This is a genomic window from Flavobacterium branchiophilum FL-15 (genome assembly GCF_000253275.1).
Taxonomy (GTDB): domain Bacteria; phylum Bacteroidota; class Bacteroidia; order Flavobacteriales; family Flavobacteriaceae; genus Flavobacterium; species Flavobacterium branchiophilum.
The window spans coordinates 423,696-437,913 of sequence record NC_016001.1; the positions used below are offsets into that span (position 1 = coordinate 423,696).

At 33.9% G+C, this 14,218-nt stretch carries 13 protein-coding genes and 1 pseudogene; 4 read left to right on the forward strand and 10 right to left on the reverse strand.

Annotated features, from left to right (window positions below):
• Nucleotides 1-57: 57 nt before the first annotated feature.
• The 6 genes from gpmI to FBFL15_RS01855 form a co-directional block, all read right to left on the reverse strand.
• Nucleotides 58-1,575 (reverse strand): 2,3-bisphosphoglycerate-independent phosphoglycerate mutase, encoded by a 1,518-nt coding sequence (gene gpmI, locus FBFL15_RS01830; protein ID WP_014082971.1) that lies wholly within the window; start codon nucleotides 1,573-1,575, stop codon nucleotides 58-60.
• 133 nt (nucleotides 1,576-1,708) lie between these two features.
• The gene (gene porT / locus FBFL15_RS01835) at nucleotides 1,709-2,416 is read right to left on the reverse strand and encodes a type IX secretion/gliding motility protein PorT/SprT (RefSeq protein ID WP_014082972.1); all 708 of its coding nucleotides are present in this window, start codon (nucleotides 2,414-2,416) and stop codon (nucleotides 1,709-1,711) included.
• A 1-nt stretch (nucleotide 2,417) separates the two neighbouring features.
• Nucleotides 2,418-3,149 carry a bifunctional demethylmenaquinone methyltransferase/2-methoxy-6-polyprenyl-1,4-benzoquinol methylase UbiE gene (gene ubiE / locus FBFL15_RS01840; protein WP_014082973.1) on the reverse strand — a complete coding sequence of 244 codons (732 nt, stop codon included), beginning with the start codon at nucleotides 3,147-3,149 and terminating at the stop codon, nucleotides 2,418-2,420.
• Between the two features lie 208 nt (nucleotides 3,150-3,357).
• The gene (locus FBFL15_RS01845) at nucleotides 3,358-4,326 is read right to left on the reverse strand and encodes a hypothetical protein (protein WP_148267882.1); all 969 of its coding nucleotides are present in this window, start codon (nucleotides 4,324-4,326) and stop codon (nucleotides 3,358-3,360) included.
• Between the two features lie 114 nt (nucleotides 4,327-4,440).
• The gene (locus FBFL15_RS01850; protein ID WP_014082975.1) at nucleotides 4,441-5,004 is read right to left on the reverse strand and encodes a Crp/Fnr family transcriptional regulator; all 564 of its coding nucleotides are present in this window, start codon (nucleotides 5,002-5,004) and stop codon (nucleotides 4,441-4,443) included.
• A gap of 45 nt (nucleotides 5,005-5,049) precedes the next feature.
• Entirely contained in the window at nucleotides 5,050-6,000 is a 951-nt protein-coding gene (locus FBFL15_RS01855; protein WP_014082976.1) for a PhoH family protein, read from the reverse strand.
• Nucleotides 6,001-6,179: 179 nt separating this feature from the next.
• On the opposite strand from FBFL15_RS01855, the gene FBFL15_RS01860 reads away from it, so the two are divergent.
• Both FBFL15_RS01860 and FBFL15_RS01865 read left to right on the forward strand, forming a co-directional pair.
• A complete protein-coding gene (locus tag FBFL15_RS01860) occupies nucleotides 6,180-7,028 on the forward strand; it encodes an SAM hydrolase/SAM-dependent halogenase family protein (protein WP_014082977.1) in 849 nt (282 codons plus the stop codon).
• Between the two features lie 147 nt (nucleotides 7,029-7,175).
• Nucleotides 7,176-7,472, forward strand: a complete 297-nt coding sequence (locus FBFL15_RS01865) for a putative quinol monooxygenase (protein WP_014082978.1) — start codon at nucleotides 7,176-7,178, stop codon at nucleotides 7,470-7,472.
• Nucleotides 7,473-7,615: 143 nt separating this feature from the next.
• Here the strand turns inward: FBFL15_RS01865 and aceA are convergent, their stop codons facing one another.
• Both aceA and aceB read right to left on the reverse strand, forming a co-directional pair.
• On the reverse strand, nucleotides 7,616-8,896 hold the full coding sequence (gene aceA, locus FBFL15_RS01870) for an isocitrate lyase (protein ID WP_014082979.1): 1,281 nt from the start codon (nucleotides 8,894-8,896) through the stop codon (nucleotides 7,616-7,618).
• A gap of 48 nt (nucleotides 8,897-8,944) precedes the next feature.
• Nucleotides 8,945-10,546 carry a malate synthase A gene (gene aceB / locus FBFL15_RS01875; protein WP_014082980.1) on the reverse strand — a complete coding sequence of 534 codons (1,602 nt, stop codon included), beginning with the start codon at nucleotides 10,544-10,546 and terminating at the stop codon, nucleotides 8,945-8,947.
• Nucleotides 10,547-10,708: 162 nt separating this feature from the next.
• Between aceB and FBFL15_RS01880 the strand changes: the two genes are divergently transcribed.
• Nucleotides 10,709-12,190 carry a helix-turn-helix domain-containing protein gene (locus FBFL15_RS01880; RefSeq protein ID WP_014082981.1) on the forward strand — a complete coding sequence of 494 codons (1,482 nt, stop codon included), beginning with the start codon at nucleotides 10,709-10,711 and terminating at the stop codon, nucleotides 12,188-12,190.
• 69 nt (nucleotides 12,191-12,259) lie between these two features.
• Here FBFL15_RS01880 and FBFL15_RS16445 read toward each other — a convergent pair whose 3' ends face one another.
• Nucleotides 12,260-12,811: a hypothetical protein gene (locus tag FBFL15_RS16445; RefSeq protein WP_014082982.1), complete on the reverse strand. Its 552-nt coding sequence runs from the start codon at nucleotides 12,809-12,811 to the stop codon at nucleotides 12,260-12,262.
• 167 nt (nucleotides 12,812-12,978) lie between these two features.
• Here FBFL15_RS16445 and FBFL15_RS01890 point away from each other — a divergent pair, with 167 nt between their 5' ends.
• Nucleotides 12,979-13,746: a DNA/RNA non-specific endonuclease gene (locus FBFL15_RS01890; RefSeq protein ID WP_231847482.1), complete on the forward strand. Its 768-nt coding sequence runs from the start codon at nucleotides 12,979-12,981 to the stop codon at nucleotides 13,744-13,746.
• A 117-nt stretch (nucleotides 13,747-13,863) separates the two neighbouring features.
• Here the strand turns inward: FBFL15_RS01890 and FBFL15_RS16290 are convergent.
• Nucleotides 13,864-13,980 (reverse strand): annotated as a pseudogene (locus FBFL15_RS16290) (UDP-2,3-diacylglucosamine diphosphatase); the annotation flags it as partial.
• Nucleotides 13,981-14,218: the final 238 nt, after the last annotated feature.

The window sequence follows — 14,218 nt, forward strand, 5'->3', positions numbered from 1 at the left end:
CTTCAAAAAATTAACCCATCATGATGATTTTAAATTTACTTTTTGATGTTTTATTATTTACAACAACGAATGCTGCGTCATGACGGCCGGTTTTTCGATACCCATCAAGTCCAATATTGTTGGAGCAATATCTCCTAAAACACCATCATTTATATGTTTTAAATCCTTGTCCACCAATATTATAGGCACCGGATTGGTAGTATGAGCAGTGTTTGGCGACCCATCTGGGTTAATCATGGTTTCGCAATTACCATGATCGGCAATAACTAGGGTTGTATATCCATTGGCTAGAGCTGCGGTAATCACTTTTTGCACACAAGCATCTACAGCTTCGCAAGCTTTGATGGCTGCTTCCATAACACCTGTATGCCCCACCATATCACCATTTGCAAAATTTAAACATACAAAATCAACCTCCCCTTTTTGTATTTCTGGCACTAAAGCATCGGCTAATTCGTATGCACTCATTTCAGGTTGAAGGTCGTATGTGGCAACTTTTGGAGAATTTTTTAAAATTCGGCTTTCACCAACAAATGGTTCTTCTCGACCGCCCGAAAAGAAAAATGTAACATGTGGATATTTTTCAGTTTCGGCAATTCTAATTTGTTTTTTGTTGGCTTTTTCCAAAACCTCGCCTAGTGTTTCTGTAATGTTGTCTTTATTGTAAACTACTTTTACATTTTGATATGTTTCGTCATAGTTGGTAAGGGTAACGTAGTGCAAATCGAGTTTGTGCATGTTTTGTTCATGAAAATCCCTTTGCGATAGGGCTTCGGTCAATTCTCTTCCTCTATCGGTTCTGAAATTGAAAAACACCACTACATCGTGGGGTTTTATTTGAGCCACTGGATTGTTGTTTTGATCCACCACTACGAGGGGTTCTATAAATTCATCTGTAATGTTTTGATGGTAACTTTCATGTATAGATTGTACAGGATTTTGGGTTTTTGTACCCTGTGCATGTACTACTAAATCATAAGCTTTTTTTACACGTTCCCAGCGTTTGTCCCTATCCATGGCATAATACCGCCCAACAACTGTAGCCAGTTTTGCATTTGTAGGTTCTAAAAATTGTTGTAAATCCGACACATATTTTTCACCTGATTTAGGATCCACGTCTCGGCCGTCGGTAAAGGCGTGTACAAATACATTTTGAAGTCCAAAATCTTGTGTTGCCGTTATCAATCCTCTTAGGTGTGAGGTATGGGCATGAACTCCTCCATCTGAAAGCAAACCTAAGAAATGCAAACTAACCTTTTGATCTTTAGCATATTGAAACGCATCAATCAAAACTTGCTCTTGGCATAGGGTATTATTGGCAACGGCCAAATTGATTTTAGCCAAATCCTGATATACAATACGTCCTGCTCCAAGATTCATGTGTCCTACTTCGGAGTTGCCCATTTGCCCTTCGGGCAAACCAACATTAAGCCCGTCTGTTCGGAGTTGTGCCGAAGGATATTGAGTATAAAGGCTGTTGATAAACGGTACATTGGCATTGTCTATGGCCGAAACTTTAGGATCGGGTGATTTTCCCCATCCGTCAAGAATCATTAAAATTACTTTTTTGTTCATGGTAGTTTATTTAGTTTATAGTTGCTTTTTTATTAGAAATTATGCTTTTTTCAAATCAAAAATAATTAAAAAAACGAATAAAAGTATTGAGTTGTATCAGTTTTTTAAAATGAATTAAAAAAAAATAGTTTTGTTAATGAAAGGTAAACGTTACAAAAACAGCACGGGTTTTCATCGACTGTATATTGCTGGTCCAAGGGCTGTTAGGGTCGTTATCTCGAATGAGCTCATCGTTGAGGCCAAAAACTCCTCTAACGGAGGGCGAAAATTTGAAATATTCTAAATAAATGTCTATTCCAAAACCCAATTCATAATTTGTAGTCATTTTTTTTACCCTAAAAATTTGTTGGGCATTGTCGTCTTTAACACTTTGATTGCTGGAAAGATTGAGCGTTTGTGAAAAACCAGCTTCTAAATAAGGCCGAATATTGCCTGTTCGTAGTGCCGAATATTTAATCAAAAGTGGAAAATTGAGATTGGTTGCTTTTGCCTCTCTAAGATAGTCGGTTTGCTTGGTAAATCCTGTAAAATAAATGTCTCTTTGGGTATAATGAAGGCCGGGTTCAAACCGCAAATTGAAATATTCATTCAACCGCAAATCGCCCACAATACCTACACTAAAACCAGCTGTAGATTTTATAAGCACATCTCTTCCTACTACGCTTTTGTAATCTATTTTATAATCATATACATTTGTACCCAAATAAAAACCATAATAAATACGTTGTTTGTCCCAATTTTCAAAATTTAAAACTGGATTTTTACTAAATACACTTCTTCTAAATTGAGCTTGAGAAGCTAAAACAAAATGTAATGACAATAAAATAAATAAATTCTTCATATTATAATTTTGATGCTGAATAAATGGTAGCTACCCCAAATGTTTGTGGCAGGGCTTGTACTTCTATAAACCCAATTTTTCTCAAAATATTGTTTAATTTTTCGCCATAAGGAAAAAAAGCGGCCGATTCGGACAAATAACCATAAGCACTATTGTCTTTTGAAAATAGTTTACCAATAAGTGGCAAGATGTTTTTGGAATAAAATTGATAGCCTTGCTTGAATGGTGTTTTTTCAGGAACCGAAGTTTCAAGAATTACAAATATCCCATTGGGTTTCAATACTCTAAGAATTTCTGAAAGTCCTTGTTCAAGATTTTCGAAGTTTCTAACTCCAAAGGCCACCGTAATGGCATCAAAACTGTTGTCTGGGAAAGGCATTTTTTCGGAATCGCCTAATTGTAATTCTATTTTAGATTGCAAATTGCGGTCTGCTACTTTTTGTTTGCCCACCTCGAGCATACCTGCAGATATGTCTATTCCAATAATTTTTTCGGCAGCAGTGTCAGACATCAATAGGGCCAAATCACCTGTGCCAGTGGCAATATCAAGGATGCTTTTAGGTTGCTTGTTTTGAACGAGTTGCAATACTTTTTTTCGCCATTTGACGTCTATTCCAAACGAAATGACTCTGTTTAAGTTGTCGTAATTGCCAGATATGTTGTCAAACATTTGTGCAACTTGTTCTTTTTTCCCTTTGTCGGAATTTTTATAAGGTGTGATGTTTTTAGACATTTTTCTAATTTTTAGCAAAGGTACTATTTTATTATTCAAATTTAAAATCGAACTTAATTTCAGTTTATAAAACAGTATTATTATACCCATTGTTTTTGATTTTACTTTCTTTAGGAAGGATATGCAAAAAAAAAAACAGTTATGCTACTTGAAGTGCTTAACTGTTTTTTTTACAAATATTTTTTATAATATAAGCTTCCCTTGTATTCTAAAATTTTATTTTTTGTATTTGAAATTGATTGTCAGACGGTTGCCCAGAAAACAAATTATTTAAACGAGCATATAAAACATATTTGTCATTGTTGCGGCTTGCAATTGTTGTAGGAAAAACGTTTCCTGTATCAAAAGTAGCTGTAATTGTTGCGGTGGACCAATTGTTTGTTGTGTTTATTTGAAACACTTTATTTGTAGTGTCATTACAAGCTACAACTAAGGTGTTAGCATTTGTATTGTCTATCGATAATCCGTCGGCTCCTTTAATGGTTTGAGGCAAAACTATTTGTGAAAAGCTAGAAGGGTTTTGCAATGGAATTTTATAAAGAATACCTTCGTTGTATTTAGCAACAATCAAATACCCATTTGGATGAAACACTATTCCGTTCAAACCAAATGCACCAGCTGGAGCTTCAAAAGCACTATTTTCATAAAAAATAGATGCTACTCCTTGGGTATTTATTTTGTATATAATACCCGCAAAACTATCGGTTACATAAATGTTTCCTAAATTGTCAACTGCCATGTCGTTTGCAAAATGATTTGCAGTAGGTTTCAATATACCTAAATTGATATAAGAAATTTGTTGTCCGTTTGTAAGATTGTATATAGCAATGGCACCCAGCTTTCCTTGAGTTAGCATTGTTGTTTTTGTACTTGTACCAGGATCGGCAATGGCAACTAACAAGCGATTTTGGGCTCTATCAACTACAATACCAGTGGTCGAAACAAGGTTGTTGTCGTTTGCAAAAACTTGATATACGCCTTGATCATTAACAGTTCCAATAGCCCCTTTGGTTAGCGAACTCACAAAATAAGTCTTGCTGTTTTGATCAAATGCAACTCCTTCAGGATATAATCCTAATTGCGTAAATTGAATAACATCGGGTGTTATACTTTGTGGGCTTTGAGCTTCATTTTTAGAACAGGCTCCTAAAAATACAACTTGAATTAAAGTTGCCATAAATAATTTGTTTTTAAACATAGTCATATAGTTTTTATTTGAATACAAAACTAATATGCTCTTGAAGATTAAAAATTGAGCAAACTCACTATTTTTGTGTGATGTAACGCACTTTTATTTTGCAAATCGGCTTAATGTTTCTCTAGAAACACCAAGATATGAAGCTATTAACGATTTTGAAACTCTTTGAAACAAATCAGGTTGAAGTATTAATAATGTCTCATATCGTTCTTTTGCATTTGAACTTAAAAAAGATAATATGCGTTGTTGCAATAAAACATATCCCATATTTGATTTTTTTCTAAAATAGTGTTCCATTTTATGAAGTTCGGAACAAATTTTTTCACGATTTTCTAAAGACAAGCACAAAACCTCTACCTCTTCTAAACAGTCTATATGAAGGGTAGCTTTGTTTTGGTTATAAAATGCCTGATAATCGGTAATCCACCAATCTTGCATGGCAAATTGAACGATGTACATTTTTCCATTTTCATCTAAATGATATGATTTTAAAAGTCCTTTTAGAACAAAAAAATCATTTGGAACATAATCGTCTATTTGAACTAAAAATTGATGTTTTTTTAATTTTTTATATGAAAAATGAGATAATACATATTCAAACTCTGCATCAGTAATGGTAATCATTTTTTCAAACTGCAATTTTAATTGGTGGGGCATATTATTTTTTAGGGCTTTTATTTTAGGTATTGAATTTATATATTATCAATCGTGGTTTTCAATTTGTTTGTAAGCTTCAATTACTTTTTTGACTAATCGATGGCGAACAATGTCTTTGTCATCAAGATAAATAATTCCAATGCCTTCAATATCTTTGAGAACCAATAAGGCTTCTTTAAGCCCCGATATGGTGCGTCTTGGCAAATCAACCTGACCAGGGTCGCCTGTAATCATAAATTTTGCATTTTTTCCCATTCGAGTCAAAAACATTTTCATTTGCGAATGGGTTGTGTTTTGTGCTTCGTCTAAAATTACAAAAGCATTGTCTAAAGTTCGGCCTCGCATAAAAGCCAAAGGGGCTATTTGTATGATGCCTTTTGTAATGTAATCCTCTAATTTTTCGTTTGGAATCATATCTCGAAGGGCATCATATAGGGGTTGCATATAGGGGTCTAATTTTTCTTTCATATCGCCAGGCAAAAAACCTAAATTTTCGCCCGCTTCTACCGCAGGACGGGTTAGAATGATGCGTTTGACTTGTTTGTCTTTTAGGGCTTTTACGGCCATAGCTACTCCCGTATATGTTTTGCCTGTTCCTGCTGGACCAACTGCAAAAACCATATCGTTTTTGATTAATGTATCTACTAACAATTGTTGGTTTGGAGTAATGGCTTTTATCAGTTTGCCACCTATTCCGTGTACTAAAATTTTGTCGAGTGTTTCGCTTCGTTTATCAGTATTTGTATCGCTCAAAACCACCCGTTCAATTACATTTGCATCAATAGTATTGTATCGTGTAAAATGTACCATCAGTCGGTTCAATCGGTTTTCAAAAACTTCTAGTATTTCTTGTTCGCCAAAGGCTTTTACGGTGTTACCTCGTGCTATTATCTTTAATTTTGGAAAATACTGTTTTAAATTTTCAAGATGAATATCTTGAGTACCCCAAAATTCTTTTGGAGCAATATCGGTTAATTCAATGGTTATTTCGTTCAAAAGGGTTCTGTTTTTTATATCAACAAATTTACTTTTTATTTTTTGTAAATCAAAATATTTTCTTTTTTTTTTTGAAACAATAATCCAATTGTTAAATTGTTGAAAAGGTTTTGATAAGGAGTCTTTTTTTGAAATTTATTTTATCTAATTTTGTTGGCTATTAAAATTGTATCAAAAAAATGCCAATTATAACACTTACAACCGATTACGGAATTAAAGACCACTTTGTAGGTGCTTTGAAAGGCAAAATTATATCCGAATTGCCCGAGGCAAACATTGTGGATATTTCGCATTATATAGACCCATTTAATATATTTGAAGCAGCCTACATTCTGGAATCGGCATGGAACAGTTTTCCAAAAGGTACCATTCATTTGATTGGTGTGGATATGGAATTGAACCTTGAAAACCAGCATATTGTGATGCAATGGAACGACCATTTTTTTATTGCGGCAGACAATGGAATTTTAAGTCTCTTGTGTCAAAAATTTATTCCTCAAAAAATAGTCAGCATCAATGTTCATGATCGATTTACAGACAAAGTATCGGACATAGATGTATTGGTTCGAGTTGCTACCCACATTGCAAAAGGGGGGTTGATGCACATTATTGGCACAGAAATCAAACAAATCAAAGAGGTAACTACCTTGAAACCAATAGTTGCTGAAAACAAAAATACTTTAAAGGGATATGTCATATATATTGATCATTTTGGTAACGTTGTGGTAAATATTACAAGAAAAATGTTTGAAGAAGTAAGGCAAAACCGTGATTTTGAAATCGTTTTGAACGAAAAATATAAAAACCAACGAAAAAACAACATCAAAACCATTCATCAAAAATATTCGGATATTGGACTCAAAGGCACTTATGCATTGAAAAATTATGAAGGCGAAAAATTAGCCGTTTTTAACGATGCCGGCTACCTCGAAATAGCTATTTTTAGAAGCAATCCAGCCACCGTTGGCTCTGCCAAAAGTCTTTTAGGCTTACAATACCGTGATGTTATAACGATTGAATTTAAATGATTTTTTTCTTTAAAAAAACACATTTCAAAGAAACAAATATTGAAGACAAAGTTAAATTTTTAGCCCTTCAAATCATCTTGTTGCTCTTTTTTGTTGCAAAACCAGTATATTTTTCTATTTTTGACATCACATTTAAAAAATACAAATATGTTAATTAGAATCGTAAAAATGAGTTTTAGTCCAGAAAATATCGAGGCTTTTTTGGCTAATTTTCATGACAATAAAGAAAAAATCAGAAACTTTCCTGGTAATCAATTTTTAGAGTTGTACCAAGACCAAAACAATCCCTCCATTTTTTTTACTTACAGCTATTGGAACACCCCATCTGATTTGGAAAATTACAGAAATTCGGATTTGTTTGCGGCTGTTTGGGCTGTAACAAAACCGTTGTTTAATGCCAAACCCGAAGCTTGGAGCGTAGATAAACTGGTGAGTTTGAAATAACGAAAAGTAGTTTGTTGTAGTGTTTTCAGTATCTGGACATGCCGTTGCCTTTTTTTTTAAAAGGGTATAAAAAACACAAAGTGTTAAAGGTTCTGCCAAACCCAACACTTTGTGAAAATTAAAAAAAAATAAAAATAGGGATATTAAAACTGTGCCGTTTCTGTTGAATCTTTCATGGCAGTTGTTGATGATTTTCCACTTGTAACGGTGTTTTGAACAGCGTCAAAGTAAGAAGTTCCAACAAAACCTTGGTGTTTAACGGCTTTGAATCCGTGTTTTTGCAATGCAAATTCTCTTTCTTGTAACTCAGAGTATCCAGCCATTCCTCTTTCTTTGTACGCTTTTGACAATTCAAACATACTGGTATTCAAAGCGTGGAAACCTGCTAAAGTGATGAATTGGAATTTGTAACCCATTGCAGCCAAATCTTCACGGAATGTTTCCATTTCTGCTACAGAAAGTTTAGCAGCCCAGTTGAAAGATGGTGAACAGTTGTAAGCCAACATTTTTCCTGGGAATTTTGCGTGGATTCCTTCAGCAAAACGTCTTGCATATTCTAAATCTGGGTTTGAAGTTTCCATCCAAATCAAATCAGCATAAGGTGCATAACTTAATCCTCTGTCAATTCCTTGTTCTACACCACAGTTTACATAGAAGAAACCTTCGTCTGTTTTTTCGCCAGTGATGAATTTAGCATCTCTAGGATCGATATCGCTTGTTAATAAGTTAGCCGCATCAGCATCAGTACGAGCAACAATAAGGGTTGGTACACCTAAAACGTCTGTTGCCAAACGAGCTGCAACCAATTTATTGATGGCTTCTTGCGTTGGAACCAACACTTTTCCACCCAAGTGACCACATTTTTTAGCCGAACTCAATTGATCTTCAAAGTGAACACCAGCAGCACCTGCTTCAATCATCGATTTCATCAATTCAAAAGCGTTAAGGTTGCCACCAAAACCAGCTTCAGCATCAGCAACGATTGGCACTAAATAGTCTTTTTTGTCAGCAGTTCCGTTTACCACTTGAATTTGATCGGCTCTCAACAAAGCGTTGTTGATTCTTTTTACTACCATCGGAACACTGTTGGCAGGGTATAATGATTGGTCAGGATACATTTCGCCAGCTAAATTAGCATCAGCTGCTACTTGCCATCCGCTCAAGTAGATAGCCTCAAGACCTGCTTCCACTTCTTGAATCGCTTGGTTTCCAGTTAATGCACCTAAACCAGCTACAAAATCTTGATTGTTTAATTTGTTCCATAAATTAGTAGCTCCAATTCTAGCAATACTGTGTTCAATTTGGTATGAACCTTGTAATTTTACTACTTCTTCTGCGGTATAAGGTCTTTCAATTCCTTCCCATCTTGGGTTGGTTAACCAATCTGCTACTAATGCCTGGATTCTTTCTTCTGTTGTTTTCATAATGGTACTAATATTTAAATAATGTGTGTTTATAATGGTTTTATTTTATTAAATGTATTTATAGCCTGGAATAGTCAAAAAGTCTATAAAATTGGGATTGATAACCAATACATCAAGCAATTGTTCTGCTAATTTATAGTTGCCTTTTTCGTAATTTTCTTCGCCAACCATCGATTTTATTTTATTAAACTCCTCAATGGCCAACCAGTCGTAATATTTCTCGTTAAGTGGTTTACCGTTATCCAAAACCACTTCGTTTTGAAGCCATTGCCATAATTGGGATCTTGAAATTTCGGCAGTTGCTGCATCTTCCATCAGGTGGTGCAAGGCCGCAGCACCTTGTCCGCTTAACCATGAGGCAATGTATAGGATAGAAATACTGATGTTTTTACGAACCCCCTCTTCTGTAACAGTACCCAATGGCACTTCTAACAAATCATTTTGCGTTACCTTTACGTCATTGCGTTTAACCTCAATTTGATTGGCATTTGGCATTTTTTCGTTAAAAATTTCCATAGCTACTTTTACCAAATCAGGATGTGCTACCCAGGTACCATCGTGCCCGTTTGTGGCTTCCCGTTCTTTGTCTGCTCTAACTTTGTTAAAAGCTGCATTGTTTGCCTCTTCATCATTCTTAATTGGAATTTGAGCTGCCATTCCACCAATAGCATGAATATTTCGTTTATGACATCTTTGTATAACCAACTGCGAATAAGCACTCATAAAAGGCGATGTCATGGTAACTTGGTCGCGATTTGGAACAATAAAAGCGGGGTTTTTTCTTAATTTTTTGATATAAGAAAAAATATAATCCCAACGTCCACAATTGAGTCCCACAATATGGTCTTTCAATTCATAAATAATTTCGTCTAATTGAAAACTAGCTGTTATGGTTTCTATTAACACCGTGGCTTTTATAGTGCCTCTTGAAATATTCAAATAATCTTGAGCAAATTCAAACACTTCGTTCCACCAACGGGCCTCCAAATAATGCTCTAATTTTGGGATATAAAAGTAAGGTCCCGTACCATTTTGAGCCAATTGTTTGTGGTTGTGAAATAAGTATAATCCAAAATCCATCAACGATCCAGAAGTTTCTTTGTCGTTATACAACAAGTTTTTTTCGGGCAAATGCAAACCTCTAGGTCTAACAATCAAAACGGCAGTTTTCTCGTTCAAGCTGTAAGTCTTGTTTCGTTTAGCATCTTCAAGTCTAATGGTTTTGTTTACGGCATCTTTCAAATTAATTTGACCTTCCATCAAGTTGCTCCACGACGGGGATGTACTGTCTTCAAAATCGGCCATAAAAGTCGAAGCACCAGAGTTGAGAGCATTAATAACCATTTTCCTGTCCACAGGCCCTGTGATTTCAACACGTCTGTCCAATAAGTCGGCTGGTGTTGGTGCTGCTATCCATTCAGAGATTCTGATGTCTAAAGTCTCTGTTGGAAAATCAGGAAGTGCACCATCATCAAAAAGAAATTGTTGTTTGATGCGTTCTTCCAACAAAGCCAATCTTTTGTCATTAAAATTTTCGTGTAGTAAAGTCAAAAAAGTTAAAGCCTCGTCTGTTAATATTTCAGGGTATTTAGAAATAGTTTCTTCTGAAAAATTTAACATATTTGTTGTGTAATATTCTGTATTTTCCATTTTATAATGAATTAAAATTAACTATTAATAAGATGTTTTAAATAATTGTTATTGTTTGATGGTGCAATATTACAAAAAGTTTTTTAATAAACAAGCGTACGTTCGCTATTTTTTTAAAATATTTTTTTTGCATACTTTGTTTGGATAGTGTATCTTTGAATTATGAATATCGAAAAAGACTATATTAAGCTTATTTTTGGCCTCAAATTGAAGCAAGCCAGGACAGATAAAAACCTGTCTTTGTTTGGGTTAGCCAAAATTACCGATTTGTCCAAATCCTATTTGAACGAAATCGAAAAGGGAAAGAAATACCCTAAAACGGATAAAATTATTTTGCTTGCAGAAAAGTTAGAAGTGCCTTATGACAACATGGTTTCGCTCAAACTGGACAACAACTTGGCACCAATAGGCGAAATACTTCGATCAGGAATTCTAAAAGAAATTCCTTTAGAATTATTTGGCATTCAAGAAGCCGATTTGATAGACATCATTGCCAATGCTCCTGCAAAAGTTACGGCATTCATCAGTACTATTATCGAAATTTCTCAACATTATAACCTAACCCGAGAAAGTTTCTTTTTGGCCTCATTGCGGTCTTATCAAGAGGCTCATAACAATTATTTTGAGGATTTAGAACAAAAAGTAATTGATTTTTCACAATCCTTTAGAATTGATTTGGATAACAAGATTACTTTAGCCGAAATGACTGCTATTTTGAAAGAAGAATACAGTTATACTATAAAAGACATTGTTTTTTCGGAAACAGAGGAGTTGGCCGATTTACGATCTATATATGTACCCAAAAGTAAAACATTATTGGTGTCTGAAAATATCGATCAATCGCAAAAAGCTTTTATTTTAGCTAAAGAAATTGCTTATAATTATTTAGAAATAAAAGAAAGACTTTATACTTTTAGTTGGATAAAATTTGATAATTTTGATCAGGTGCTAAATAATTTTTATGCGTCCTATTTTGCGGGAGCATTATTAATTCCTAGAAATAAATTGATTAACGAACTGCATGTGTTTTTGCAAAAAGAAGCTCCAAAACCTGCACAAATGGTGGCTTTAGTCAATCGATTTGAGGTGTCGCCTGAATCTTTTTATCAACGTTTGACTAATATTTTGCCTAAAGATTTTCAAATAAAAAATTTGTTTTTCTTGCGGATGTCGCACAAAATAGGTTCAGATACTTATCAAATTAAAAAAGAGTTGCACATTACAAACCAACAAGAACCACATGCCAACGAAATGAATGAGCATTATTGTAGGCGTTGGGTGTCTATTCGTAGTATAGACGAAGCATTAAAACAACAAAAAACACACTATTTTGATGCCCAAATTTCGAGTTATGAAAACAGCAACAACGAATATTTGGTGTTTTCGTCTGCAACGCCAGACCCTTTCAAAAAAGATTATATGCGAAGTATTTCGGTAGGAATTTTAATTTCGGCATCGCTCAAAAAGAAATTTAAGTTTATGGACAGTAAGCAGTTGAGCAAGCAAATTGTAGGGGTAACTTGCGAAACATGTAGTGTAAAAGATTGTGCAGAACGGGCAATAGCGCCAATTCAGTTGGAACAAAAAATTAGAAACGAAAAAACGGATAAATTGGTACAGAAATACATTACAAAATTCAGTTGAAAAATGATTTGATATAAAAAAAGACGGCTATAAAAACCGTCTTTTTTTTTAATCTAGGAATGAAAAAATTTAATTTTTAGCTTTAGATAATTTTTTTTCAGCTTTTTCAATTTTCTTTTTCAAATCTTCAATTTTTTCCAATCTTTTGCTTTTATCTTTTTCAAAATCAGCTATATCATTGGGCGAAAGTTTGCCTTTTTTAAGGTTTTTTTCGTATTTTTCCGTTTTTTTGACTAAATCTTCTTGGGCTTCTTGCACTTTTTCTTTTGCTTTGGACACCTCTTGCTCAGCATCGGCTATGGCTTCTTGCTTGTTGGCCATTTTTTTCAATTCTTTTTCTTGCTTTTCAAGTTTGCGTTCTTGTTTTTTCATATCACGCTCTCGATCTTTGGCCTCGTTTTCGGCTTTTTCTTTGGCTTTTTCGGCTTTTCGCTGCTGTTTTTCATAAGCCATTTCCCTGTCTATTTCCTTTTGATTGTTTTTCTGATTGCTCGAGCCAAAGCCTACATACACACTATCCACTTTCAAACTGTCTGTGGCTTTAATTGAAGTAAGGTCTTGAGCAAAAGTAACTGTCGAAAAAAGGAGTAAACCCCAAAGTATTGCTTTTGTTGGTTTCATTTTTGGTTTTGTATTAAATTATTAAATTATTTTTTGATACTAGTGGTATTCCTTTATTTTTGAATAATTTTTTAGAACGGCACTAATTATTTTATTATTTTTGGCAAAGCTAAATAAAATAATTTCAAATATAATAAAAAATGAATTTAAAAAGATGTCTCGTTGTTATGAGCGTTCTGACAATAGTGTTTTCTTGCAAAGAAGTTCATTCCGATCCTACAGTTGGGACGGATAGTCAAGAATTGCGGTTAAGCACAGATAATAATATAGATCTATTGCCTACCTCTACAACTGGAAAAATAATATCGCACCGGTATTATACACTATCTTATCAAGAGGCACACGAGCAAGCAGAATGGGTTGCCTATCAGCTGCACGGAAAAGTAACTAATAAACACTACAACCGACCTTATTTTGAAGAAGATCCATTGGTAGAAAGTGGGTCGGCCAGTTGGAAAAATTATAAAAATTCGGGTTATGATAAAGGCCATTTATGTGCTGCTGCAGACATGGCTTTCGATTTTAAAGCGTTTGAAGATACTTTTTATACCTCAAATATTAGTCCTCAAAAACATGATTTTAATGATGGCATTTGGAACAGATTGGAACAAAAAGTGCGTTATTGGTCTGAAAAATATGGCAATATATATGTGGTTACAGGTGGTGTTTTAGAAGAGGGCTTAGAAAAAATAGGAAGAGAAGGTGTAAGTGTTCCTAAATATTTTTATAAAATATTGTTGACTAAAAAAAATAATCAGTACCAAATGATTGCTTTTTTAGTTCCTCATCAATCCAGTAATAAAGCATTGTATGAATACGTTGTAAGTGTAGATGAGATAGAGGCTAAAACTGGAATTGATTTTTTTTCAAAATTAACAAACACGCTTGAAGAAAAACTGGAGCAATCTAGTGATTACAAAAACTGGAGTTTTTAGGTATTTGCCTATTTAGTTGCCAACATAGCAGTTGTATGTAAATTATGTTGTATTTTTATGAATAAATGTAAAATTTTTATTATTTTGAATTCAAAAAAATTACATATTTTTATATTCTAATGTTTCGGGATTGATGGACTTCAAGTAATCGAGTAACTCCTCTGCATGGCATCCATAAGTTCCTAAATGTACATCACTCAAAACAACTAATTCAATTTGTCTTATACTTTTCATTTGTTACCATTTTTTTAATAATTATTTGTAATTAAAATTCGGTTGAAACTATACTTATTTACGAGCTTATGTATTACAAATTTAGAAAAACAATTCCGTTTAAATGTTTTAAAATTGTTACCCTACCATCAATTTTTAAAATTTTATATTATTTTAATATTAATTTAATGTTATGTAATGGTTAATAATATGTTATCTTTTTAATATTTTGATCTTTAAAGTTCGCATGAGTTTGTAG

What these genes read in the sequence shown, in the direction of transcription:
- aceA (WP_014082979.1), bottom strand. Translation starts at nt 8,896, where the DNA reads ATGAAAACAACAGAAGAAAGAATCCAGGCATTAGTAGCAGATTGGTTA.
- FBFL15_RS01845 (WP_148267882.1), bottom strand. Translation starts at nt 4,326, where the DNA reads ATGGCAACTTTAATTCAAGTTGTATTTTTAGGAGCCTGTTCTAAAAAT.
- FBFL15_RS01865 (WP_014082978.1), top strand. Translation starts at nt 7,176, where the DNA reads ATGTTAATTAGAATCGTAAAAATGAGTTTTAGTCCAGAAAATATCGAG.
- porT (WP_014082972.1), bottom strand. Translation starts at nt 2,416, where the DNA reads ATGAAGAATTTATTTATTTTATTGTCATTACATTTTGTTTTAGCTTCT.
- FBFL15_RS01880 (WP_014082981.1), top strand. Translation starts at nt 10,709, where the DNA reads ATGAATATCGAAAAAGACTATATTAAGCTTATTTTTGGCCTCAAATTG.
- FBFL15_RS16445 (WP_014082982.1), bottom strand. Translation starts at nt 12,811, where the DNA reads ATGAAACCAACAAAAGCAATACTTTGGGGTTTACTCCTTTTTTCGACA.
- FBFL15_RS01860 (WP_014082977.1), top strand. Translation starts at nt 6,180, where the DNA reads ATGCCAATTATAACACTTACAACCGATTACGGAATTAAAGACCACTTT.
- FBFL15_RS01890 (WP_231847482.1), top strand. Translation starts at nt 12,979, where the DNA reads ATGAGCGTTCTGACAATAGTGTTTTCTTGCAAAGAAGTTCATTCCGAT.
- ubiE (WP_014082973.1), bottom strand. Translation starts at nt 3,149, where the DNA reads ATGTCTAAAAACATCACACCTTATAAAAATTCCGACAAAGGGAAAAAA.
- aceB (WP_014082980.1), bottom strand. Translation starts at nt 10,546, where the DNA reads ATGGAAAATACAGAATATTACACAACAAATATGTTAAATTTTTCAGAA.
- gpmI (WP_014082971.1), bottom strand. Translation starts at nt 1,575, where the DNA reads ATGAACAAAAAAGTAATTTTAATGATTCTTGACGGATGGGGAAAATCA.
- FBFL15_RS01850 (WP_014082975.1), bottom strand. Translation starts at nt 5,004, where the DNA reads ATGCCCCACCAATTAAAATTGCAGTTTGAAAAAATGATTACCATTACT.